This window comes from Rhizobium croatiense (assembly GCF_019793465.1).
In the GTDB taxonomy this organism is placed as follows: domain Bacteria; phylum Pseudomonadota; class Alphaproteobacteria; order Rhizobiales; family Rhizobiaceae; genus Rhizobium; species Rhizobium croatiense.
Genome location: NZ_JAILYJ010000001.1, coordinates 209,774 through 231,687 on the forward strand (window position 1 = coordinate 209,774; position 21,914 = coordinate 231,687).

Below are 21,914 nucleotides of genomic sequence, written 5' to 3' on the forward strand. Positions count from 1 at the left end.
CAGGTGGGCTCACGCTGCCGAAAGATTGTGGGCGGAGGTTCCCTTGACACCCATCAGGAGGCTGCGCGGCGTGACCACGCCGACGACCTGATCCCTGTCCACGACAGCGATGGCGTCGCGGTCCGACTGCATCGTCAAGGAGATGAGCTCATCGATGTCGGCATCCGGCGTCGTGCGCGCCAGCGAGGCGATGTCGGAATTCGGCGCGCTCTGCTGGAACTCGGCGACGCTGCGCATGACGGAATGCGCCTTGATCAGATGCAGGCGGGATATGCCGGCCACGAATTCGGCGACGTAGTCATCGGCCGGATTGAGGATGATTTCCTCGGCCGTACCGGTCTGGATGATGACGCCATCCTTCATGATCGCGATGCGGTCGCCAATGCGGATCGCCTCGTCGAGATCATGGGTGATAAAGACCGCGGACTTGCCGAGAGCTTTGGTAAGCTGGCGGAACTCGTCCTGAAGCTGGCGCCGGATCAGCGGATCGAGGGCGCTGAACGGCTCGTCCATCAGAATTATCTCGGGATCGGAGGCGAGCGCGCGGGCAAGTCCGACGCGTTGCTGCATACCGCCGGAAAGCTCGCTGGGATAGCGGCTCAGCCAGTCGGCGAGGCCGACCTTTTCGAGAGCGGCGGCGGCGGTCTTGTTTCGCTCCGTCCTGGCAATTCCCTGGACCTCGAGGCCGAAGGCGGCATTTTCCAGGACCGTGCGGTGCGGCAACAAGGCGACGCTCTGAAACACCATGCCGATATTCTTGGCGCGCATCTGCCTGAGATCGACCGGCGACAGACTGGCAAGGTCGCGTCCCTTGACGAGGACCTTGCCGGAACTCGGCGTGATCAGCTTGTTGAGAAGGCGGATGAGCGTTGATTTTCCGCTTCCCGACAATCCCATGATGCAGAAGATTTCGCCGCGCCGGACCTGAATGCTCGCGTCGGAGACGCCGACGACACAGTTGAATTCCTGCAGGACCTCTTTCTTGCCGAGACCGCGCTCCCTGATCGACTTCATCGCCGCCACCGACTTGCCTCCGAAAACCTTCCAAAGGCATTGGCAGTCGATCAGGACATCCTTGGCATCGATATTGACAGCTTTCATAGCGATCCCCTTTGAGCCAATGGCGCTGGCTTCTTCATTCGGTTTCAAAATGGCCGCCCGAAATGTCGGGCGGCCACGAGATGCTTACATCTTCTTGATGTTTTCCCAGCGCTTGATCAGGTCGGCATGGGCGCCGATCCAGTCCTGCACGGCCTGGTCCATCGTCTTGCCGTCCTTGACTTCACCGTTGATGGCGGTGATGTCGGCAATCGGCACGTAGACGCTGGCCATGACTTCGCGAGCATGCGGGTACTCTTCGGAGAAGCCCTTATGGCCGATCCAGTAATAGCTCTGCGGCGGCGGGAAGACGCCCTTCGGGTCCTTCAGGTACTTGACGTCGTACTTCTGGACCATCCACGACGGCTCCCAGATCGTGACCGCAATCCATTCCTGGCGGTCGTAGGCAGACTTCAGCGCCGCCGTCATCGCAGCCGTGCTGCCTTCGACGAGCTGGAGCTTGAGGCCATATTCCTTGACCGCATTCGAGGTATCGCGCATCAGGCCAGCGCCCGGTTCGATGCCGATGATCTTGCCGCCGAACTTGTCGGCGTTGTCATTGAGCTGTTCGAGCGAGTCGATTGGAACATATTTCGGAACGGCCACGCCCTGATAAAGGCCGTGCGAGACCGGAGAAATCTTCTCGAGGCGGCTCTTGTTCTTGTCCCAATAGTCGTGAGCAACGTAGTCGGTCTGCGAGGTGAGAGCCTGGATGTCGCCCTTGGCAAGAGCGGCATAGGCAATGCCCCATTCGGAAAATTCGGTGACCTTCACGGTATAGCCGGCGTCTTCGAGAACCTTCTTGGTGATGCCGGTGATCGGCGTCAGGTCTTCCCATGACATCGTGCCCAGATTGATCGTCTTTTCCTCAGCACGGGCAGGCAGGATGCTCATCCCGATCACCGCAGCGGCGCAGAGAGCCTTCCACAGAGTTTTCATTGTTATTACTCCTGGTTTTCGTTCCCATTCTCATGAAGTCTGCAGACTGCAGTCTTCCTATTGCGTGAGCCGAGGGATCATCCCTCACGGCCTGCACGCAATTCCTGAAAGCGGATGACCGAGTTGATGCCGAGCCAGGCGATCGGCTCGGGCGGTAGTCTCGTCGGTTCCGCCTGGTTCTTGAATCTGTCGAGCTCCGGGCTTGCGGTTCCTGTCGCGAGATCGGCCGCCATGATCCCGGCAAGCGTGCTCTTGACGGTGCCGAGGCCGTTTTCGCAGCAGGCGGAAAATAGCCCTTCTTCGACTTCGCCGAATGCGGGCACATGGTTTCGGCTGAGGCAGAGCGCACCGGCCCAGCTGTATTCCATCGGCAGGCGCTCCAGCCCCGGGAAACGGGCATCGAATGAGCGGCGCTGTTCGGCCGCGATGACGGCAACGCGCTTCTCCGACACTTTGAGGCTCGGGTCGTAGGTGAACCGCGACCTGACCACGATTCTGGAAAGGCCGTTCTTGGTGATCTTGCGCACGGTCGCGCCCATCGGGTCGGCCGGCAGCAGCGCCCAACGATCCACACCGGTGACATCGCCGCCGAATTCGTTCTGGGAAAAGGCCGCTGTCATCGACGCGTAGGTGAAGATGTGCATCAGCCGGCCGCGGAAATGGCCGAAGCTCTGAATATGGCCGTTCACGCCCAGGATGACCTTCGGTGCCGAGACGGAGCCGCGGGCGGTCTTCGCCTTCCAGGTCATGCCTGCGCGGCAAAGCTCGAGCACCGGCGAGTGCTCATGGATGGCGACCTTCGATCGGAGGCCGCGCGCCAGGCCACGAATATAGTCAGCGGGTTGGATCATCACCGCGCCCGGCGTATAAAGACCGCCGCTATAATAGTGCGAACCGGTCATCTCCCGCATCTGGTCCGCATCGAGGACGCGATGTTCCTCGCCGATCTTTTCGAGCGACTTGCAGTAATTCTCGTTGAGTCTCATCCCTCGGTCGGAAGCTGCGGCATTCACCTTGCCCGCCGGATCGAAGGTCTCGCGCGACAGGCCATATTCGGCTGCAGCATCGGCTGCGAAGGAGATCGCCAGGCGGTTCTGGCGGATCTCGTCCTTGGTAGCCGCCTCGTCCGCCACCGAATACTCGCCGGAGGAGAGGTTGTGCGGCACGTCGATCATGAAGCCGGAATTCCGCCCGGCCGGACCCTTCGCGAGCTCCTGCGCCTCGAGGACAACGATCTTGTCCTGAGGCCGCGATTGCGAGAGACGGCGAGCCGCCGAAAGGCCGGCAAACCCGCCGCCTATGATCAGCCAATCGGCGGTGATGTCGTGTTCAAGCGCCGTTACGGGAAAGGCGCGTTCGCTGGTCGCCTCCCATCCCGAAACGCCGGTATCGGTCGGCAGGTGCTTGATCACATGGCGGCTCATCGGATCGTCTCGTCGACGGAGCGTTCCGAAATGTCGATCCAGATGGTCTTCAGCTCGCAGTAATTGTCGTGGGCGAAGACCGACTTGTCGCGGCCGCCGAAGCCGGACTCCTTGTAGCCGCCGAACGGCGTGGTGGCGTCGCCTTCCCCGAAGCAGTTGACCGTGATCAGGCCCGCCCGGATATCGCGGGTCAGCCGGATCGCATTGCGCAGGCTGCCCGTATAGACGGATGCCGTCAGGCCGTAATTGGTGTCGTTGGCCAGAGCGGTCGCCTCGGCCAGCGTGTTGAACGTCGTGACCGACAGGATCGGCCCGAAGATCTCCTCCTGGAACAGGCGGCTCGCCGGCGTCACGTCCTCAACCAAGGTCGGCTCGATGAAGATGCCGTTATAGGTCTCGCCACCCTGGGTGACGGACAGTTTCTCCGTCTTTGCATCGTCGAGGAAGGATTTCACCTTCTCGAAGTGCGACTTGCTGACGAGCGCGCCGATGCGGTTTTCCGGATCGAGCGGATCGCCCGTCTTCCATTCGCGCATATAGGCGCCGATGCGCTTCATCAGCTCGTCCTTGACCTTGGCATGGACGATGAGACGCGACGTGGCCGAGCAATTCTCGCCCATGTTCCAGAAGGCGCCGTTGACGACCTGCTCGGCGACGAGATCCAGATCCTCGGCATCGTCGAGAACGACGGCGGGGTTCTTGCCGCCGCATTCGAGCACGACCTTCTTCAGGTTCGAATCCGCCGCATACCGCAGGAAGCGGCGGCCGGTCGGCGTCGAGCCGGTGAAGGCGACCATGTCGACATCCATATGCAGGCCGATCGGCTCGCCGACCTCGCGGCCGGAGCCGGTGACGACGTTGAAGACGCCGGCCGGGATGCCGGCCTCAAGGGCAAGCTCGGCGACGCGCAGCGCGGTGAAGGTCGTTTCCTGCGCCGGCTTGACGATGACCGAGCAGCCGGCGGCAAGCGCCGGGCCAATCTTCCAGGCGAGCATCAGCAACGGGAAATTCCACGGCAGCACGCAGCCGACGACGCCGATCGGCTCGCGCACGATCATCGTCAGCGCGTTGGCGCCGACAGGAGCGGTGTTGTCGTAAAGTTTGTCGATCAGTTCGGCGTGCCAGCGCAGCGTATGAATGGTATCGGGAACATCGACTGTCTGGCATTCGCGGACCGGCTTGCCGCTGTCGAGGCTTTCCATGACGGCGAGTTCGTGCCTGTTGCGCTCCAGGAGCTTGGCAAGCCTCAGAAGCAGTTCCTTGCGCTCACCCGGCGAGCGAAGCCGCCAGCGTCCATCTTCGAATGCCTCTTTCGCCTTCTGCACTGCGAAATCCACATCGCTGGAATCGCAGGCGGAGATTTCGGCCAGGACCTCGCCGGTGGCGGGATCGGTCGAAGTGAAGGTCTTGCCGGAATTCGCCGGACGGAATGCGCCATCGATGAAGGCATTCGTCGGAAGTTGAAGACCGGCGGCAATCGCCTTGTATTCGGCTGCGGTCAAGGGTTCATGCATGGTTGGCTCCCGACGTGATCTGCCCGACCGTCCGCTTCAACGTGGCGACAACGGTCTCAAGCGTTCTCTTCTCTTCGGAGTTCAGTCCGCGCAGCGGCGCCCGCACCGGGCCGGCTTTGAGGCCGATGATCTCGCATCCGTGCTTGATCGACTGGACGAATTTGCCGCATTCGAGGAAATCCATCAGCGGCAGCATCGCGCTCATGATCGCCCGGCCCTTGTCGAAGTTCTTCGCGACGACGCAGGCCTCATAGAGGGCGACATGTTCGCGCGGGAGGAAATTGGAGCCGGCACAGACCCAGCTTTTCGCACCCCATGCGAAGAATTCGAGCGCCTGGTCGTCCCAGCCGCAGGAGAGCGAAATGTGCGGAAACTTCCGGGCGAGCCGGTGAAGATTGCCCATGTCGCCGGAACTTTCCTTGATGGCGACGACATTCTTCGATTTGCCAACGCGGGAGAAATATTCCTCGCCCATCACCACGCCCATACGGGCGGGATAGTTGTAGAGCATGATCGGCAGGTTCGCGGCGCGATCGACAGTCAGGGCGTGAACGGCATTTTCGCGTTCGGTCGGCAGCGCATAGGGCGGGGACGACACCAGGATCGCATCGGCGCCGATTTCCTTTGCCGATTTTGCGTATTCAACCGAATCCTCGGTGCGGGTGGCGCCGGTGCCGATGATGAGCGGCAGCCGCGTGCCGATGACTTGCTTGGCAAAAGCAGCGAGCTCGAAACGCTCCTGGCTGCTCTGCGCATAGTATTCGCCCGTCGATCCGCCGACGATGATGCCGTGCACGCCCGCCTCGATCAGCGACTCGAGCACTGCGGCGAAGGCCGGCCTGTCGATCTGACCATTTTGACCGAGCGGCGTGACCGCCGGCGTGTAGATCCCCTCGAATTTCACGACGACTTCTCCAATAATTGGGTGGCAGGACCGCCCACGAAGGCGTCGGCCTTGAGACCTTGCGGGGCGATGAACATCTCCATGTTCTCGCGAGACAATTCCCAGTGTTCGAAAACAAGATCGACGACAGCATCCTCGTCGTGGGCGCCGAGCGCTGCGATAAAGCCGTCATGATGGTCGACGGCCAGTTGAAGCCGCCGCCGCATATCGTCGTTTCTCGGCCGGAAAAACGTGTGGCCGATACGCGCGTGGTCGATCAGCAGCCGGCCGAGGCTCGGCTGCATATAGACGTTGCCCGACATCTCGCCGAAGATCTCGTGAAAGCGATTATTCTCCAGCACCATGGCCAAAGCGTCCATGCTCTCGCTGGCAGCGCGGAACCGCTCCTGGGTCTGCGTCAGGTCGGCAAGCTGCGCAGGCTTGAAGTTCTGCACGGCGAGACGGCCGATTGCCGCATAGATCATCGGCGCGACGAGAAAGAAATTGCGAAGCGTGGAATGGTTCATCGGGATAACCCGCGCGCCTCTGTTCTCGCGGATGTCGATATAACCCTCGCCGGCAAGGCGGCGGAATATGTCCCGCACCGGCGTCCGGGAAAGCCCATACTTTTCGCTCAAACTCGCCTCGTCCAGATCGGTGTCCGGGTCCAGCTCCATCGTCAGAATCTGACGTTTCAGATCTTCGTAGAGATTGCTTTTCGGTGTCTTCGCCATCGTCGATCTCCAGCCATTCGTGGCTCTACGGCCGCGAAGATGGCACGCGTTTCGACGAGAGTCAATCAATTGTGTACTTTGCGTACACAATTGATATTCGGCAAGAATACAATTCCGCATCGCATTGGCCAGCTTGGTCGCCGCGAAAAGCTCTCGACGACGCGCGTGGTCGAGACCCGCGGCGCTTGACGCCATCGCGGAACCCGTTCCAGGCTTATTATCGGGAGCAAATTGTGTGAAAAACCGGCGTCGGAGCGGGTTATCGAGCCGCAGCCATTGAGGGTAAGGCGGCGGACCGCAGGGCCGGCCCTCCAGCGGGGAGCGCCGGTGGGCGCTCCCCGCAAGACTTATGCGGCCAGCGCGCCGCTTTTCTTGGCCGTCCAGGTCGCGATGTAGTCCATCAGGCCCGGCGAGAGGCAGTCATAGGGTTCGAGGCCCGACGCCTTCAGCTGCGCCCGGACGGCGTCCATCTTGGCGGGATCGAAGCCGCTTTCGATGATCGACGACACGAAGGCCGCGAAGGTGGGCTTTGCCCAGCCGCTTTCCTGGAAGCGCTCCGGATGGACGAAGGACAGCCCCTGGAAGGGATGTTCGCGCTCGACCGGCCCATACATATGCACGCCGCATTGCTTGCAGGCGTGCCGCTGGATCAGAGCGGCGGGATCGACGACGGCGAGCTTGTCGCCGTTCTCGAGCACCTCGACGCTCTCGGTCGGAGCGACCGCCACGACCGAAAAGACTGCTCCCTCCGGCTTCCAGCACTTGGTGCAGCCGCAGGCGTGATTGTGGGCGATATCGCCCTTGATCCTGACCTTGACGGGATTGCTCGTGCATTTGCACACGAGCGTCCCACCTGTGAAAGCAGCGTCCGTCGCTCGAAAGCCTGAATCCACTGCCGGATGAATGGCTATGCTGCTCATTGCTTTTCTCCCTTTCCTCCCTGGCCGTTTGCGTTATGCCCGGCCGAGCCCTGCAATCACTTTTCGAGCTTCTGCGCGTGCCAGCGCAGATGGTCTTCCATGAATGTCGAAATGAAAAAGTAGGAGTGGCCGTAGCCTTCCTGCATGCGAAGCTTGAGGGGAATACCCGCTGCCTCGCAGGCTTGCCGGAGTTCGTCGGGACGCAGCCCATCCTCCAGGAATGAATCCGCCGTCCCCTGATCGACGAAGAATTGTGAGAACCGGTGCCCGTCTTCGATCAGCGAGCAGGCGTCATAGGCCCGCCAGCTCTTCTCATCGGGCCCGAGATATTTCCGGAACGCCGGTTTCGACCAGCCGGAGACCGAGGGGTGGCTGATCGGCGCGAAGGCCGAGCAGCTCCGGAAGCGGTCCGGGTTCTTGAGCGCGATGGTGATCGCGCCATGTCCGCCCATCGAATGGCCGAAGATCCCCTGGCGATCCATGTCGACGGGAAACTCCTCGGCAAGCAGCCGCGGCAGCTCGTCCGTGATGTAGCTATACATGCGATAGTTCGCCGAAAACGGCGGCTCGGTGGCATCGACATAAAAGCCGGCGCCCTTGCCGAACTGCCAATTGTCGGATTCATCGGGAACATGGTCGCCGCGAGGGCTGGTATCCGGGCAGACGACGATCAGCCCGAGCTCGGCGGCAAGCCGCCGATACTCGCCCTTGTCCATGACATTGGAATGCGTGCAGGTCAGGCCGGACAGGTACCACAGCACCGGCAGCTTTCCCTTCGCCGCCTGCGGCGGCACGAACACTGCGAAAGTCATGTCGCAGCCGCAGGCTTCAGAGCGATCGACGTAGACCCCTTGCGTGCCGCCGTAAGACTTGTCGGTCGAGATGGTCTTCATGGCTTAGTATACGACCACGCCGCGGATGCTTTCACCCTTGTGCATCATCTCGAAGCCCTTGTTGATGTCTTCGAGCGGCATGGTGTGGGTGATCATCGGGTCGATCTGGATCTTGCCCTGCATGTACCAGTCGACAATCTTGGGCACGTCGGTGCGGCCGCGCGCGCCGCCGAAGGCGGTGCCCATCCAGTTGCGGCCGGTGACCAGCTGGAACGGCCGGGTGGAGATCTCCTGGCCGGCGCCGGCAACGCCGATGATGATCGACTTGCCCCAGCCGCGGTGCGATGCTTCCAGCGCCTGGCGCATCACCTTGGTGTTGCCGGTGCAGTCGAAGGTGTAGTCGGCGCCGCCGATCAGGTCGCCATTGCGCTTCGTCATGTTGACGAGATAGGGCACGATGTCGTCGCCGACCTCCTTCGGATTGACGAAATGCGTCATGCCGAATTTCTCGCCCCAGGCCTTGCGGTCGGGATTGATGTCGACGCCGATGATCATGTCGGCGCCGGCAAGCCTTAAGCCCTGCAGCACGTTGAGGCCGATACCGCCGAGACCGAAGACGATGGCGGTGGCGCCGATCTCGACCTTGGCGGTGTTGATCACCGCGCCGATGCCGGTTGTCACCCCGCAGCCGATGTAGCAGATCTTGTCGAAGGGCGCGTCGGGATTGACCTTGGCAAGGGCAATCTCCGGCAGCACGGTGAAATTGGCGAAGGTCGAGCAGCCCATATAGTGATGGATCTTGTCCTTGCCGATCGAGAAGCGCGAGGTGCCGTCCGGCATCAGACCCTGGCCCTGGGTCGAGCGGATGGCGGTGCAGAGATTGGTCTTGCGCGACAGGCAGGAATAACATTCGCGGCATTCCGGCGTGTAGAGCGGAATGACGTGGTCACCCTTCTTCACCGAAGTGACACCGGGGCCGACATCGACGACGATGCCGGCACCCTCATGGCCGAGAATCGCCGGGAACAGGCCTTCCGGATCGGCGCCCGACAGGGTGAAATCGTCGGTGTGGCAGATGCCGGTCGCCTTGACCTCGACCAGCACTTCGCCGGCCTTCGGCCCCTCCAGCTGCACGGTCATCACTTCCAGCGGTTTTCCGGCCTGAACGGCTACGGCGGCGCGAACATCCATTTGATATCTCCCTGTTAATTCAATTTCGGTTGTTAAATATGCGGAGATACGACCGAGAGATCGAAACGATCCGCTTCGGCCTCACCTCGTTCATCCCGGCTCGACCTGACACCACACCGCAAGAAGCGGCTGGGCCGTACACCTTATCGCGAAGGATTGCCCGGCATCATTCGCGAAGACCGTACCGGTCGCGGCAGAAAACCACTGGGAATCGCCAAGGCAGATTTCTCCCGGCGAAAGCAGAATGAAGGCGCGCGGCTGCGTCTGAACATGGTCGGGGAAGCGGGTGTAGCGATCCATGTAGATCACTCCGACCCGGAGATCGGCGCGCTCTTCCATGCCGCCAGGACCGACCACAACCGCATGGGAGTGCGTGTTGCCGAAGTTCAGGCTTGCAAACGGGCCAGTGCGGCCGCGTCTCCACAGCAGCCTGCCGGCGAGATTGTTGAACTGATCGGCGATTGCCTCGTATTTCCGCCCGGATTTCGCCAGATGGCTGACGGCGTCGTTCAGCCCTTCGGGCACCCCGGGAAGAGGACCTCCCTCCGGGCGCACCTTGCCTGTCTTGAGCAGTCTTTGAAGGACCTTTCCGGCAACAAAACTGGCAACGGCGGGAGCGTCGGCCGACAACATCAGCCCACCGACATCGTTGAGAAATTCCTGCAGCGGCTGGGGGCGCCTTTCCCTTCCGATGTCGTGCAGCCGGATATAAGCCGGCTTTTCGTCATCGTTCAGGAGAAGGTCAGCACCAGGTCTGATTGGACGTCCCACCACGCGCACCACGTTCGATCTCCCCGTTAAAGCGCCTTTTCCAATTCCGGCAGGGCGTCGAACAGATCGGCGACGAGGCCGTAGTCGGCGACCTGGAAGATCGGCGCCTCCTCGTCCTTGTTGATGGCGACGATCACCTTACTGTCCTTCATGCCGGCCAGATGCTGGATGGCCCCGGAGATGCCGGCGGCGATATAGAGATCGGGCGCCACCACCTTGCCGGTCTGACCGACCTGCCAGTCGTTCGGGGCATAACCGGCATCGACGGCCGCCCGGCTTGCGCCGACGGCAGCCCCCAGCTTGTCGGCAACCGGCAGGATGACCTCCTTGAACTTCTCGGCCGAGCCGAGCGCGCGGCCGCCGGAGATGATGATCTTCGCCGAGGTCAGCTCCGGACGGTCGGAGGCCGACAACGCGTCCTTGACGAAGCGCGACAGACCCGGATCGGAGATCGCTGCGATCGCCTCCACCGTTGCCGAACCACCTTCCGCGGCGGAAGCAAATGAGGCGGTGCGCACGGTGATGACCTTCTTGGCATCGCTTGCCTGCACCGTCTGAATGGCATTGCCGGCATAGATCGGCCGCTTGAAGGTGTCGGGGCTGACGACCTCGATGATCTCCGAGACCTGGGCGACATCGAGCAGGGCAGCGACGCGCGGCAGCACCGTCTTGCCGACCGAGGTGGCGGCAGAAAGGATCGTGTCGTAGCTGCCTGCCAGTGAGACGATCAGATCGGCCAGCGGTTCGGCGAGATTGTTGGCAAGCGCGTCGCTTTCGGCGAGCAGCACCTTGGTCACACCGGAAAGCTTGGCGGCCTGATCGGCCGCAGCCTTGGCGGCCTTGCCGGCGACGAGGATGTGCACGTCGGAGCCGATCTGGTTTGCTGCCGTCAGCACCTTGGCGGTCTGGTCGGAGAGGTGATTGCCGTCATGGTCGGCCAGAAGAAGAATGGTCATGATGGTGTTCTCTCTTTCCTGGCTTACAGCACGCCGGCTTCGTTTTTGAGCTTGTCGATGAGTTCGGCGACCGACTTGACCTTGACGCCGGCCTTGCGGCCGGACGGCTCCTCGGTCTTCAACACCTTCAGCCGCGGCGTCGTATCGACGCCGAAATCGGCCGGGCTCTTCTTGTCGAGCGGCTTCTTCTTCGCCTTCATGATGTTCGGCAGCGAGGCATAACGCGGCTCGTTCAGCCGCAAGTCGGTGGTCACCACCGCCGGCAGCTTGATCTCGATCGTCTGCAGGCCGCCATCGACCTCGCGCGTGACCTCAGCCTTGCCGTCACCGATCTCGATCTTCGAGGCGAAGGTCGCCTGGGCCGAACCGAGCAATGCCGCCAGCATCTGGCCGGTCTGGTTGGAATCGTCGTCGATCGCCTGCTTGCCGGTGATGATCAGCCCCGGCTGCTCGGCATCGGCGACCGCTTTGAGGATCTTGGCGACGGCGAGCGGCTCGACTTGATCGTCGGTCTCGACCAGGATCGCCCGGTCGGCGCCCATGGCAAGCGCCGTCCTCAGCGTCTCCTCGGCCTTGGCCGGGCCGATCGACACCACCACCACTTCTTCCGCCTTGCCGGCTTCCTTCAGCCGCAGCGCCTCTTCCACCGAGATCTCGTCGAACGGGTTCATTGACATCTTCACATTGGCAAGCTCGACGCCCGAACCATCCGGCTTCACTCGGATCTTCACGTTGTAGTCGACAACCCGTTTGACGGGCACGAGAATCTTCATCTGCAAATCCCCTTTGTTATTCCGAATGTTAGGCCCTTACAGCGCCGGTGTCTTGCCAGACAAGCTGAGGACACCGTGAGACCTGTGCCTTGCGCTAGTGCGGCCGATCAGAAAGCAATGCCCAGAAAGCAAAGAGCGGTGTGTCGACCGACCTCATTGCGTGTTTGATCCCTGGGATATTATAGAACGATCCGCCGATGCCAGGCGAAAACCAGTTCCCCTCCCCCTGCTTGAACTCCCCCTCGGAAAGCACGAGATAGACCTCCTCCGGCGCATGGTCATGATCCGGATAGCGCACATGCGGCGCCATCAACGTCACCCCGAGCCACAGGTCGCTCCGCTCCTCCAATCCGCCGGGGCCGATGATCATCGCATTCGCATGCCCATCGGCAAAATTATCGCTGGCCGAGTGGCCATACTTGGTGCGCCGACGCCATTCAAGCATTGGCTCGATACCTTTGAACGCCTCGACCAATCGCCCCAGCGAAGGATCATAGGAGGTATCAATCGCGAGCGCCACATCAAGGTGAGCGCAGACCGGCAACCGGCTCCCGTCCCCCGCCCGTGCGGTCCCCGGCTGCTCCAGCCTTGCGAGAAACTGCCGGATCGAGCGCCGGGCCTCCGGGGCTGTCGCAAATGTCTGGAAAGCCTGAGACGCTGCGTCCAGGAAAAGCTGCAGGCTCTCCCCGCGTAAACTCATGCCATCCCCTCCCTAAAACAGGACGATTTTAGCCCGGCCAGCCAGTGGCCTCTCCTGCAATCATATATCTTTCGCGAGACGCAGGCCGTCATAGACGGCGGCATGCGTGTTGCGCGCAGCGACAGCGTCGCCGATCCGGAATAGCTGGAATTTGCCCTCGGGATTGCGCACGACGGACTGCGGTTCGCCGGCCAGAAGCTGGTCGTGCGACATCTCGCCGAAGTTGCTCGAATTGGGCTTCAGCTCGAAATAGAGCTCATCGAGCGGAATGGTCCCGTGATTGACGACGATCTGGTCGTAGCTGCTCTGCTTGGCGATCCCGCCGTAATCGCTGCCGACATGGGCGACGAGCTGATTGCCGCTCTTCTCGACCGCCTCCAGGCGATAGGTGACGGTGAAGGTCACGTCATGCTTCTGAAGCGAGCGCATATAGGGCACGAGGTTCATCGCCATGACCTCCGGCGCAAAGGACCGGTCGGGCGTCATGATCTCGACCTTGGCGCCCGCCTTGGCGAGAAATTCCGCCGCCTGAAGGCCGGCATGGTCGCCGGCATCGTCGAAAATCAGGACGTTGGTGCCAGGCTTCACGTCGCCGGAGATGATGTCCCATGAGGAGACCACCAACTCATTGCCTCTCGAAAGAACTTCGGTATGCGGCAGGCCGCCGGTCGCGATAATGACGACATCGGGGTTTTCGGCTTCGATCGTGTCGGCTTCCGCCCAGGTGTTGAAGTGGAAGGTCACGTCGTATTTCTCGCACTGGCTCATGCGCCAGTCGATGATGCTGATCATCTCCCTGCGGCGTTCGCTTTGGGCGGTGAGACGGATCTGGCCGCCGGGATTGTTCGCCGCTTCGAAAACGACGACCTTGTGGCCGCGCTCCCCGGCGACCCGCGCCGCCTCAAGACCGGCTGGGCCGGCGCCGACGATAACGACCTTCTTCTTCACATCGGCCTTCGCCAGGATATGCGGCATGGTCAGTTCGCGGCCGGTGGCGGCATTGTGGATGCAGTAGGCGGCCCCGCCCTGGTAGATGCGGTCGAGACAGTAATTCGCGCCGACGCAGGGCCGAATTTCTTCTTCCCGCTTTTCGATGATCTTGCGAACGATATGCGGGTCGGTCATGTGGGCGCGGGTCATACCGACCATGTCGACCTTGCCGGCCGCGATCGCGTGGCGCGCCGTGGCGACATCCGGAATTTTCGCAGCATGAAAGGTCGGAAAATTGGTCGCGGCACGAATTTCGCCGGCGAAATCGAGGTGCGGGGAATTCGCCATTCCCTGGATCGGGATCACGTCTGTCAGACCGGCGTCGGTATCGATGTGGCCCCGGATCACGTTCAGGTAATCGATGAGGCCGCTCTCCTTCAGTCGCTTGGAGATTTCGATGCCTTCGGCCTTGCCCGTGCCGCCGGGAAGACATTCGTCGGCAGTATAGCGCAGGCCGAGAATGAAATCCTCGCCCACCCTTTTCCGGATCGCCTTGAACACGTCGAAACAGAAGCGCAGACGGTTGTCGAGCGAACCGCCATAGGGGCCGTCGAGCTCATTGGTGAGCGGAGACACGAACTGGTCGATCAGGTGGCCGTAGGCCTCGAGTTCGACACCGTCCATGCCGCCCGCCTTCATGCGCTCGGCCGCATCGGCGAAATCCTTGATGATGCGCTCGATGTCCCAGTCTTCCACCTTCTTCGGGAAGGCGCGATGGGAGGCCTCGCGATGATGCGACGGCGCCACGACCGGCAGCCAGTCGCCCTTGTCCCAGCGCGTGCGGCGGCCGAGATGGGTGAGCTGGATCATGATCGCCGCACCCTCTTCGTGGACGGCGTCCGTCATTTCCCTGATCCAGGGTACGATCTCGTCCTTATAGACCAGCAGGTTGTTGAAAACAGGCGGACTATCCCTGGAAACCGCGGCTGAGCCTGCAGTCATTGTCAAGGCCACCCCGCCTTTTGCCCGCTCCACCGTATAGGCCCGATACCTCTCCTTCGGCATGCCGTCCTCGGGATAGGCCGGCTCGTGCGAGGTTACGATGATACGGTTACGCAGCGTCAAATGCTTGAGCTGGTAAGGCTGAAGAAGAGGATCGTTCGACATGGGCCGTGGTTCCGGATTAAACATCGAAGCAAACGCTAAGGGCAATGTACATATGTGTCAATATTGAAAACAGGAAGGTCATTATTTTTGACACTAATGTACATTTTTCTTGTACCAAGCCGCGGAAGTTGATAGGAGATGATGCATGGACCAGGCTTTGAACGACACCGGCTGGCGCGGATCGCAGGAGGGTTGGCTGGAAGCAGCCTACCAGTCACTGCTGGAATCCGGCGTGGATTCGGTGAAAATTCTGCCGCTCGCAAAGAAGCTCAATCTCTCGCGAACGAGCTTCTACTGGTTTTTCAAGGATCGGGAGGAACTGTTGAGCGCGCTGGTTGCGCGTTGGCGCGATAAAAACACCGGCAATATCGTCAAGCAGTCCGAAGCCTATGCGGAGTCGCTCGCCGAAGCGATGCTCAACGTTTTCGATTGCTGGCTGGACACCGAACTCTTCGACGCCAAGTTCGAATTTGCCGTGCGCAGCTGGGCGCTGCAGTCGGACGAGCTTCTGGCCGAGGTCCACAAGGCCGATCAGATCCGGCTGGAGGCGCTTAAACGAATGTTTATGCGGTTCGGGGTACCAGAAACGACATCAGATGTCAGAGCGCGGACAACTTATCTCGTTCAGATCGGCTATATCTCCATGCAGTCGAAGGAGGAACTCGCCATCCGCATGAAACGGATTCCGGAATATATTGCGATCTACACGGGCGAAGTGCCGCAGCAGAGGGAGCTCGATCGCTTCTTCGCGCGGCATGGCTATAGGCCCGGATGAGGGAAGCCGAAATGAGCGTTTCCTTGAGGATCGGTATTATTGGCGGTGGTGGCTGGCTCGGCGGGGCCATTGCCGGCTCGATCCTCGATTCCGGCCTGGTCGACCCTCGAAATCTCTGCCTCTCCTATCGCAGCCGGCAGCCCGACCGTTTCCCGAACTCCTTCTGGACCACCGACAGTCAGGAACTTGCCGACCGCTCGGATGTGATTCTTCTCTCCATCCGCCCCGATGACTGGCATCCGTTCGCCCTCGATGCTTCCGACAAGCTCGTTATTTCGGTCATGGCCGGCATTCGCCTCGCAGCCCTTTCGGAGCGGCACAAGACCGGCCGCGTCGTCCGCGCCCTGCCGAATGCCGCTGCCGAAGTTGCGAAATCCTATACGCCTTGGATCGGCACGAGCGGCATCACGGAGGATGACCGTGCCACGGTCCGCGCCATATTCGAGAGCTGCGGATCTCAGGACGAGGTCGCAACCGAAAGCGACATCGACTACCTCACCGGCCTTTCGGGCTCCGGCCCGGCGTTTCCGGCGCTGCTCGCCGCTGCCATGATGAGCGACGCCATCGCCCATGGCCTGCCGGTCGAGGTTGCGCGCCGCGCGGTCAACACGGTGGTCGCGGGCGCCGGTCGGCTGCTGGAGCGCCGCAGCGAATGTCCCGAAGACGTCGTTCAAATCTTTCTCGACTATCGCGGCACGACGGCGGCAGCCATCGAAGGCATGCGCGCCGCCGGGTTCGATGCTGCGGTGGCAGACGGACTATCGGCAGCATTCAAGAAATCGGTGAGTATGGGAGACGCTTCCTGACAACCGTTGAGGGTGGGTACTGCGGCACCCCGCTCGGTAGTATTGGCCGCTAAATAGAGGGAACGAAAATGAAGAAACTACTCGCATCGACATGTTTGACGTTCGGCCTGCTCGGCGGCGCGTCCTACGCCAGCGCCGCCGAGTGCGGCAGCGTCACCATCGCCAGCATGAACTGGCAGAGCGCCGAAGTTCTCTCCAACCTGGACAAGTTCATTCTGAACGAAGGTTACGGCTGCAGCGCCGATATCACCGTCGGCGACACCGTCCCGACGATCACCTCCATGGCCGAAAAGGGCCAGCCGGACATCGCGCCGGAAGCCTGGATCGACCTGCTGCCCGACGTCGTCAAGAAGGGTACGGACGAAGGCCGCATCATTCAGGTCGGTTCGCCGCTGCCCGACGGCGGCGTGCAGGGCTGGTGGATTCCCAAATATCTCGCCGACGCCCATCCCGACATCAAGACCATCGGCGACGTGCTGAAGCATCCTGAACTCTTCCCCGATCCGGAAGACCCGAAGAAGGGCGCTATCTTCAACGGGCCACAGGGCTGGGGCGGCACCGTGGTGACCACGCAGCTCTTCAAGGCGTTTGAGGCTGACAAGGCGGGCTTTACCCTCGTCGATACCGGTTCGGCCGCCGGGCTTGATGGCTCGATCTCCAAAGCCTACGAACGTAAGGAAGGCTGGGTCGGCTATTACTGGGCTCCGACGGCTTTGCTCGGCAAGTATCAGATGGTCAAGCTCGAAGCCGGCGTGCCGAACGACGCCGCCGAATGGAAGCGTTGCAACACCGTCGCCGATTGCCCTGATCCGAAGCCGAATGCATGGCCGGTCGACAAGATCGTGACGCTGGTCGCCAAGCCCTTCTCGGAAAAGGCTGGCCCCGAAGTCATGGACTATCTGACGAAGCGCTCCTGGTCGAACGACACGGTCAACAAGCTGATGGCATGGATGACCGACAACCAGGCGACCGGCGAAGACGGTGCCAAGCACTTCCTGAAAGAAAACAAAGACATCTGGACCAAGTGGGTCTCGCCGGAGGCAGCCGCGAAGATCGAAGCTGCTCTCTAAAGCCAAAAATAGCGGTGCGCGAAAAGCGCACCGCTTCTCACGCGCCGACAAAACAAAAAGACTGCCACGGCTGTTTGACGAAAGGGGAACCGAGATGGAATGGTTTTACAAATTCCCGCACATGAACGATGACGCGCTTCGCAATCTGAAGAAGGCGATCGATGACGGCTTTCGCGGATTTACCCGCAGCTATGGCGACGGCATCGAAAGCCTGTTCGTGCCGCTGCAGCATTTCCTTATCGCCGCCGAGCGCTTCATGACGCAGACACCGTGGCCGATCATCACCGCGATCATTCTGACCATCGCCTGGCTTGGCAGCCGCAGCCTGAAGGTTGTCGCCGGCTGTCTGGTGACGCTGATGCTGATCGGCTATTTCGACATGTGGGACGACACGATGCGGACGGTCTCGATGATCTTCGTCTGCACGGTTCTTTCCATCGCCATCGGCATTCCGATGGGCATCCTGATGGCCCGTTCCGACCGGCTGCAGCGCATCGTCAATCCGATCCTCGACGTCATGCAGACCATGCCGAGCTTCGTCTACCTCATTCCGGTCGTCATGCTGCTCGGCATCGGCAAGGTGCCCGGCCTGATCGCCGTCGTCATCTACGCCATCCCGCCGATGATCCGCCTGACCGATCTCGGCATCCGCCTCGTCGACAAGGACGTGCTCGAAGCCGCCGACGCCTTCGGCACCTCGCGGTCGCAGAAGCTGTTCAAGGTGCAGCTGCCGCTGGCGCTGCCCACCATCATGGCCGGCATCAACCAGACGATCATGATGGCGCTCGCCATGGTGGTCATCGCCTCGATGATCGGCGTCCAGGGCCTCGGCCAGCCGGTGCTGAAAGCGATCGCCAACCAGTACTTCACGCTGGGCATTTTCAACGGCCTTGCCATCGTCGGCATCGCCATCATCTTCGACCGGGTCAGCCAGGCATATGGCAAAAGGCTCCAGAAGCATCGGGAGACCGTCCATGGCTGAGCAGCATTTCGGCGGCATCAAGATCCGCCACCTCTACAAAATCTTCGGCCCCAACCCCGCGGCCCATGTCGAGGCGGTGCAGAAAGGCCTGACGAAGACCGAGCTCAACCAGAAGCACGGCCACGTGCTCGGGCTGCGGGACATCAATATCGAGATCCCCTCCGGCTGCATCCAGGTCGTCATGGGCCTTTCGGGATCGGGCAAATCCACGCTGATCCGCCATATCAACCGGCTGATCGACCCGACATCCGGCGAAGTGCTCGTCGACGGCGTCGACGTCGTGAAGATGAACGAGACCGAATTGCGGACGTTCCGCCGGCAGCAGACGGCGATGGTTTTCCAGAAGTTTGCGCTGCTGCCGCACCGCAACGTCCTCGACAACACCATCTTCGGCCTCGAAGTGCAGGGCATGGAGCGGGCGAAAGCCATCGACATCGCCATGCGCTGGCTGGAGCGAGTCGGGCTCAAAGGCTTCGAGCAGCGCTACCCCAACCAGCTTTCCGGCGGCATGCAGCAGCGTGTCGGCCTGGCGCGGGCGCTTGCCAACGATGCGCCGGTGCTTCTGATGGACGAGGCCTATTCGGCCCTCGATCCACTGATCCGCACGGATATGCAGTCAGTGCTTCTCGACATCCAGAAGGAAATCAAGAAGACCATCGTCTTCATCACCCACGATCTCGACGAGGCGCTGCGCCTCGGCGACCAGATCGCCATCCTGCGCGACGGCGAAGTCATCCAGCAGGGCACGAGCCAGGACATCGTACTGCGCCCGGCCGACGAATACATCGCCAACTTCGTCAAGGAAGTGAACCGGGGACGGGTCGTCCATGTCGAAGCCGTCATGACGCCGCTGCATTCCGCAGCACCCGGCGGATTGACGATCGTATCGGGCACGACGGTCGAAGAGGCCGTCCGCATGCTGGCCGCCACGCCGGACGACGATGCCAGGGTGGTGTCGCCGTCGGGGGAAACCCTGGGGCTCGTCACCTTCCGTCAGCTCGCCGGCGCAATGGTGAATTCGCAGGAGGTCGCTGCCCGACGCGAGAATACCCTTTCGGTCGCGCTCTGACGCTCCACGCGGCCTCTTTCAGTTTGGCCGGCGACACCGAGTTTCGGTGCCTCGCCGCGCCACTCAACCGGCAAGCCGGTTGTCTGAGACATTACGATGTCGAAGCTTGCGCAACCGGATCGTCTTCGCATACGGCAAACATGGCCAGGGACGGCGTGCCGGGTGACCAGCGCGTCGCCTATTATGCCGAACGCGCCATCGGCGGCGCCTAGTGACGATGCTTTCACCCGACGCCTTCATCGGCAAGGAGCTTCAGCGCACGACCGCGGACGTACCGCTTCGCCGCACCTTGAAGAGGCTCTGAGTCAAGTGGCTGCTGGAGGTCGGCGTGCTGGGATGGCACGGCAATGGCGTCACCTTGCTGGATCACAATACCGGTGGGCGTTTTTTCGAGGAAGGCGACAGCCTGGTGCCCGCCACCACCAACGGCGCGGCCGCTTGGCTGGGCGGGGAATTGCGTTTGCAGCGTATCGATGCCGTGGAGATCTGCGCCGTACCGCGCCACGCACCCTATGCATTCTATGACGGCCGACGAGTCGGATTGGAACTCTGATGCGCAGCGGCGAAGCCGGGAGAGCGGAGCGCCGGCCTATACATTTTGCGCAGGACCAGTCCAGACTGCGTCGCGAAAAGCCGATCGACCGACAATATCGACGCGCGACAATTGCTCCCTGGCAGCGGAACACTAAAGTAACGATGACCGGGGCCATGATGGTCTACGGTCTGAAAGCCAAGCCCCTCTATCGATCACCCCAAATGATGGGAGGGGCTGCATCCATACGCACTCCATCCCGTGCGTATGCCAACTGCCTGTCAGCCTGCCGAAGGCTATCTCGAGCGGTCCACTTTAGAACCTTCGGCAGGCGACTTTTGCATGGCGCATTAATGCGCGCCGTCTGTGCAAGCTGGCTAATCGTTTCATCATCGGATAACCATCAAAAACAGCTGCGCCAAGGCTTGCCAAGTGCTGCCGGCTCTGTCAGTTCCTGCCGACCGGCCAGGAAAGTCCGACCGATGGGCATTATCGATAAAACATTCGAAATCTTCGTTTTTCCGGCACCTGCCAGGTTCGGTCTCGACTCGAATTCGCCTGGCCGAACACCTTTCGACGCCCCCATCCGGTCGAAGCCTGTCCGCTGCGCCGCCACGTGCTGCGCTGAGCCCGCATTTTCGCTAATATGCGCCGAGGCCTCGCACTTCGTTTCATCCAACAGGCCCTGACCAAGCGAGGAGGAGAAGGATAATGACAGCGACTGCGGCCAGAAAGAGGGACGTACATCATCTCGACCGCCGTGCAACCATGCCTTGCGCAGTGTTCGGTCAGGAGAATTGACGGGAACAGCATGACGGAAAACAGCGCAAAGCCATTCTCCTTCCGATTCCATGGTTCGTCCTTCGACAACATGGTGGAAACGCTCGGCGGTGCATTCGGCGCGTTTGATGCCGAGCCTGTCGGCCGCGCCAAAGACTTCCATTGGGGATTGGATTTTTCGGTGGCGGGCAGCGCGGTCCTGCTGACCGGCTATCATGAGGCCGAGTTCCAGTTCAACATCGAGCCGACCGTCAGCACGGCGGAGTATTTGTCGCTCGTCGTCCCGCGCCGCGGCGGCATGGGAGTGACCTATGGCGCGCGCAAGGCCGAGGCCGGGCAAGGGAAATTGCTGCTCTACAACAATTTCGAACCCGATAGCGTTCTCATGCATGGGCAGGGGAATGTCATCGACGAACTGCTGATCAACTGGCCCGTTATCCTCCAGACAATCGGTCAGACTTTCGAAATGCCGTTCAGTGGATCGCTCGACCTGCTGCCGGAACTGGATCTATCGACGCCGGTTGGCCGGACGATCGGCAATCTCACCGAAACGATCATATCGGGAATGCGCGACGACGGCCCCTTGCTGCAGTCGCCGATCGCCATGGCGCACATGACGCAGGCGCTGGCCGATCTGGTCGTGCGCATGGTGCCGCACCGGCTATCGCATTTCCTCGACAAGGGGCCGGCCCTGATCGCCCCGAGGCATGTGCGCAGGGCTATCGAGTTCATGCAGGCCAATATCGATCAGCCTATCACCATGCCGAAGGTTGCCGAAGCGGCCGGCGTCTCGAGCAGGGCGCTCGAAACCGGTTTCCGCGCCTTCAAGGGAACGTCTCCCGCCGCCTATCTGCTGATGCTTCGCCTGCGCGCGGCGCGCCAGGATCTGCTCGACCCGGAAAGCAAGGAGACGATGAAGGCCGTCTGCCTCAAATGGGGCTTCTTTCATTTCGGCCGCTTTTCCGCGGTCTATAAAACGACCTATGGGGAATACCCCTCAGACACGAGGAAGCGCGTGAGCCGTCGATAAGCCGGCCGGTATCGCCGACATCGCAACGCGCTGCAAC

The 21,914-nt window shown here is 61.4% G+C and carries 22 protein-coding genes; 7 read left to right on the forward strand and 15 right to left on the reverse strand.

The annotated features are described in order from the left end of the window. Positions 1 to 9: 9 nt before the first annotated feature. The 14 genes from K6M89_RS00950 to K6M89_RS01015 all read right to left on the reverse strand — a co-directional run bounded on the left by K6M89_RS00950 (position 10) and on the right by K6M89_RS01015 (position 14,833). Positions 10 to 1,101 (reverse strand): quaternary amine ABC transporter ATP-binding protein, encoded by a 1,092-nt coding sequence (locus K6M89_RS00950; RefSeq protein WP_222138091.1) that lies wholly within the window; start codon positions 1,099 to 1,101, stop codon positions 10 to 12. 84 nt (positions 1,102 to 1,185) lie between these two features. Then, entirely contained in the window at positions 1,186 to 2,037 is an 852-nt protein-coding gene (locus K6M89_RS00955; protein ID WP_222138092.1) for a glycine betaine ABC transporter substrate-binding protein, read from the reverse strand. A 77-nt stretch (positions 2,038 to 2,114) separates the two neighbouring features. Continuing rightward, positions 2,115 to 3,461 carry an NAD(P)/FAD-dependent oxidoreductase gene (locus K6M89_RS00960; protein WP_222138093.1) on the reverse strand — a complete coding sequence of 449 codons (1,347 nt, stop codon included), beginning with the start codon at positions 3,459 to 3,461 and terminating at the stop codon, positions 2,115 to 2,117. Further along, positions 3,458 to 4,975, reverse strand: coding sequence for an aldehyde dehydrogenase (locus K6M89_RS00965; RefSeq protein ID WP_222138094.1), 1,518 nt, complete (start codon positions 4,973 to 4,975; stop codon positions 3,458 to 3,460). Before K6M89_RS00965 ends, K6M89_RS00960 begins: the two co-directional genes overlap by 4 nt. After that, positions 4,968 to 5,879: a dihydrodipicolinate synthase family protein gene (locus tag K6M89_RS00970; RefSeq protein ID WP_097581052.1), complete on the reverse strand. Its 912-nt coding sequence runs from the start codon at positions 5,877 to 5,879 to the stop codon at positions 4,968 to 4,970. The genes K6M89_RS00965 and K6M89_RS00970 overlap by 8 nt, the downstream gene beginning before the upstream one ends. Next, on the reverse strand, positions 5,876 to 6,592 hold the full coding sequence (locus tag K6M89_RS00975; RefSeq protein WP_097581053.1) for a GntR family transcriptional regulator: 717 nt from the start codon (positions 6,590 to 6,592) through the stop codon (positions 5,876 to 5,878). The genes K6M89_RS00970 and K6M89_RS00975 overlap by 4 nt, the downstream gene beginning before the upstream one ends. Positions 6,593 to 6,939: 347 nt before the next feature. Further along, the gene (gene gfa / locus K6M89_RS00980; protein ID WP_097581054.1) at positions 6,940 to 7,512 is read right to left on the reverse strand and encodes an S-(hydroxymethyl)glutathione synthase; all 573 of its coding nucleotides are present in this window, start codon (positions 7,510 to 7,512) and stop codon (positions 6,940 to 6,942) included. Positions 7,513 to 7,568: 56 nt separating this feature from the next. Next, the gene (fghA, locus tag K6M89_RS00985) at positions 7,569 to 8,405 is read right to left on the reverse strand and encodes an S-formylglutathione hydrolase (protein WP_222138095.1); all 837 of its coding nucleotides are present in this window, start codon (positions 8,403 to 8,405) and stop codon (positions 7,569 to 7,571) included. Between the two features lie 3 nt (positions 8,406 to 8,408). Next, entirely contained in the window at positions 8,409 to 9,536 is a 1,128-nt protein-coding gene (locus tag K6M89_RS00990; RefSeq protein ID WP_222138096.1) for an S-(hydroxymethyl)glutathione dehydrogenase/class III alcohol dehydrogenase, read from the reverse strand. A gap of 90 nt (positions 9,537 to 9,626) precedes the next feature. After that, a complete protein-coding gene (locus K6M89_RS00995; protein ID WP_222138097.1) occupies positions 9,627 to 10,319 on the reverse strand; it encodes a dimethylsulfonioproprionate lyase family protein in 693 nt (230 codons plus the stop codon). A gap of 14 nt (positions 10,320 to 10,333) precedes the next feature. Further along, positions 10,334 to 11,263 carry an electron transfer flavoprotein subunit alpha/FixB family protein gene (locus tag K6M89_RS01000; protein ID WP_222138098.1) on the reverse strand — a complete coding sequence of 310 codons (930 nt, stop codon included), beginning with the start codon at positions 11,261 to 11,263 and terminating at the stop codon, positions 10,334 to 10,336. Between the two features lie 23 nt (positions 11,264 to 11,286). After that, entirely contained in the window at positions 11,287 to 12,036 is a 750-nt protein-coding gene (locus K6M89_RS01005) for an electron transfer flavoprotein subunit beta/FixA family protein (RefSeq protein ID WP_222138099.1), read from the reverse strand. Between the two features lie 94 nt (positions 12,037 to 12,130). Then, a complete protein-coding gene (locus tag K6M89_RS01010) occupies positions 12,131 to 12,736 on the reverse strand; it encodes a dimethylsulfoniopropionate lyase (RefSeq protein ID WP_222138100.1) in 606 nt (201 codons plus the stop codon). A gap of 60 nt (positions 12,737 to 12,796) precedes the next feature. Then, positions 12,797 to 14,833 carry an oxidoreductase gene (locus K6M89_RS01015; protein WP_222138101.1) on the reverse strand — a complete coding sequence of 679 codons (2,037 nt, stop codon included), beginning with the start codon at positions 14,831 to 14,833 and terminating at the stop codon, positions 12,797 to 12,799. A gap of 145 nt (positions 14,834 to 14,978) precedes the next feature. On the opposite strand from K6M89_RS01015, the gene K6M89_RS01020 reads away from it, so the two are divergent. The 6 genes from K6M89_RS01020 (at position 14,979) to K6M89_RS01045 (ending at position 20,088) form a co-directional block, all read left to right on the forward strand. Further along, complete coding sequence (locus tag K6M89_RS01020) at positions 14,979 to 15,608, forward strand: TetR/AcrR family transcriptional regulator (RefSeq protein WP_222138102.1); 630 nt, start codon at positions 14,979 to 14,981, stop codon at positions 15,606 to 15,608. Positions 15,609 to 15,619: 11 nt separating this feature from the next. Next, the gene (locus K6M89_RS01025) at positions 15,620 to 16,414 is read left to right on the forward strand and encodes a pyrroline-5-carboxylate reductase family protein (protein WP_222138103.1); all 795 of its coding nucleotides are present in this window, start codon (positions 15,620 to 15,622) and stop codon (positions 16,412 to 16,414) included. A 68-nt stretch (positions 16,415 to 16,482) separates the two neighbouring features. Beyond that, a complete protein-coding gene (locus K6M89_RS01030; protein ID WP_222138104.1) occupies positions 16,483 to 17,484 on the forward strand; it encodes an ABC transporter substrate-binding protein in 1,002 nt (333 codons plus the stop codon). A 94-nt stretch (positions 17,485 to 17,578) separates the two neighbouring features. After that, complete coding sequence (locus tag K6M89_RS01035; protein WP_222138105.1) at positions 17,579 to 18,466, forward strand: ABC transporter permease; 888 nt, start codon at positions 17,579 to 17,581, stop codon at positions 18,464 to 18,466. Continuing rightward, complete coding sequence (locus K6M89_RS01040) at positions 18,459 to 19,535, forward strand: quaternary amine ABC transporter ATP-binding protein (RefSeq protein ID WP_097581072.1); 1,077 nt, start codon at positions 18,459 to 18,461, stop codon at positions 19,533 to 19,535. Before K6M89_RS01035 ends, K6M89_RS01040 begins: the two co-directional genes overlap by 8 nt. A gap of 328 nt (positions 19,536 to 19,863) precedes the next feature. Next, the gene (locus K6M89_RS01045; RefSeq protein ID WP_246642270.1) at positions 19,864 to 20,088 is read left to right on the forward strand and encodes a hypothetical protein; all 225 of its coding nucleotides are present in this window, start codon (positions 19,864 to 19,866) and stop codon (positions 20,086 to 20,088) included. A 382-nt stretch (positions 20,089 to 20,470) separates the two neighbouring features. On the opposite strand, the gene K6M89_RS01050 is transcribed toward K6M89_RS01045, so the two are convergent. Continuing rightward, positions 20,471 to 21,010 carry a hypothetical protein gene (locus tag K6M89_RS01050; RefSeq protein ID WP_246642312.1) on the reverse strand — a complete coding sequence of 180 codons (540 nt, stop codon included), beginning with the start codon at positions 21,008 to 21,010 and terminating at the stop codon, positions 20,471 to 20,473. On the opposite strand from K6M89_RS01050, the gene K6M89_RS01055 reads away from it, so the two are divergent. Beyond that, entirely contained in the window at positions 20,939 to 21,877 is a 939-nt protein-coding gene (locus K6M89_RS01055; protein ID WP_246642301.1) for an AraC family transcriptional regulator, read from the forward strand. The genes K6M89_RS01050 and K6M89_RS01055 overlap by 72 nt on opposite strands. Positions 21,878 to 21,914: the final 37 nt, after the last annotated feature.

Excerpts from the sequence above, each read along its gene's own strand:
- K6M89_RS00950 (WP_222138091.1), bottom strand. The coding sequence starts at position 1,101 with ATGAAAGCTGTCAATATCGATGCCAAGGATGTCCTGATCGACTGCCAA.
- K6M89_RS00955 (WP_222138092.1), bottom strand. The coding sequence starts at position 2,037 with ATGAAAACTCTGTGGAAGGCTCTCTGCGCCGCTGCGGTGATCGGGATG.
- K6M89_RS00960 (WP_222138093.1), bottom strand. The coding sequence starts at position 3,461 with ATGAGCCGCCATGTGATCAAGCACCTGCCGACCGATACCGGCGTTTCG.
- K6M89_RS00965 (WP_222138094.1), bottom strand. The coding sequence starts at position 4,975 with ATGCATGAACCCTTGACCGCAGCCGAATACAAGGCGATTGCCGCCGGT.
- K6M89_RS00975 (WP_097581053.1), bottom strand. The coding sequence starts at position 6,592 with ATGGCGAAGACACCGAAAAGCAATCTCTACGAAGATCTGAAACGTCAG.
- gfa (WP_097581054.1), bottom strand. The coding sequence starts at position 7,512 with ATGAGCAGCATAGCCATTCATCCGGCAGTGGATTCAGGCTTTCGAGCG.
- fghA (WP_222138095.1), bottom strand. The coding sequence starts at position 8,405 with ATGAAGACCATCTCGACCGACAAGTCTTACGGCGGCACGCAAGGGGTC.
- K6M89_RS00990 (WP_222138096.1), bottom strand. The coding sequence starts at position 9,536 with ATGGATGTTCGCGCCGCCGTAGCCGTTCAGGCCGGAAAACCGCTGGAA.
- K6M89_RS01000 (WP_222138098.1), bottom strand. The coding sequence starts at position 11,263 with ATGACCATTCTTCTTCTGGCCGACCATGACGGCAATCACCTCTCCGAC.
- K6M89_RS01005 (WP_222138099.1), bottom strand. The coding sequence starts at position 12,036 with ATGAAGATTCTCGTGCCCGTCAAACGGGTTGTCGACTACAACGTGAAG.
- K6M89_RS01010 (WP_222138100.1), bottom strand. The coding sequence starts at position 12,736 with ATGAGTTTACGCGGGGAGAGCCTGCAGCTTTTCCTGGACGCAGCGTCT.
- K6M89_RS01015 (WP_222138101.1), bottom strand. The coding sequence starts at position 14,833 with ATGTCGAACGATCCTCTTCTTCAGCCTTACCAGCTCAAGCATTTGACG.
- K6M89_RS01020 (WP_222138102.1), top strand. The coding sequence starts at position 14,979 with ATGGACCAGGCTTTGAACGACACCGGCTGGCGCGGATCGCAGGAGGGT.
- K6M89_RS01025 (WP_222138103.1), top strand. The coding sequence starts at position 15,620 with ATGAGCGTTTCCTTGAGGATCGGTATTATTGGCGGTGGTGGCTGGCTC.
- K6M89_RS01030 (WP_222138104.1), top strand. The coding sequence starts at position 16,483 with ATGAAGAAACTACTCGCATCGACATGTTTGACGTTCGGCCTGCTCGGC.
- K6M89_RS01035 (WP_222138105.1), top strand. The coding sequence starts at position 17,579 with ATGGAATGGTTTTACAAATTCCCGCACATGAACGATGACGCGCTTCGC.
- K6M89_RS01040 (WP_097581072.1), top strand. The coding sequence starts at position 18,459 with ATGGCTGAGCAGCATTTCGGCGGCATCAAGATCCGCCACCTCTACAAA.
- K6M89_RS01055 (WP_246642301.1), top strand. The coding sequence starts at position 20,939 with ATGGTGGAAACGCTCGGCGGTGCATTCGGCGCGTTTGATGCCGAGCCT.
- K6M89_RS01050 (WP_246642312.1), bottom strand. The coding sequence starts at position 21,010 with ATGGAAGTCTTTGGCGCGGCCGACAGGCTCGGCATCAAACGCGCCGAA.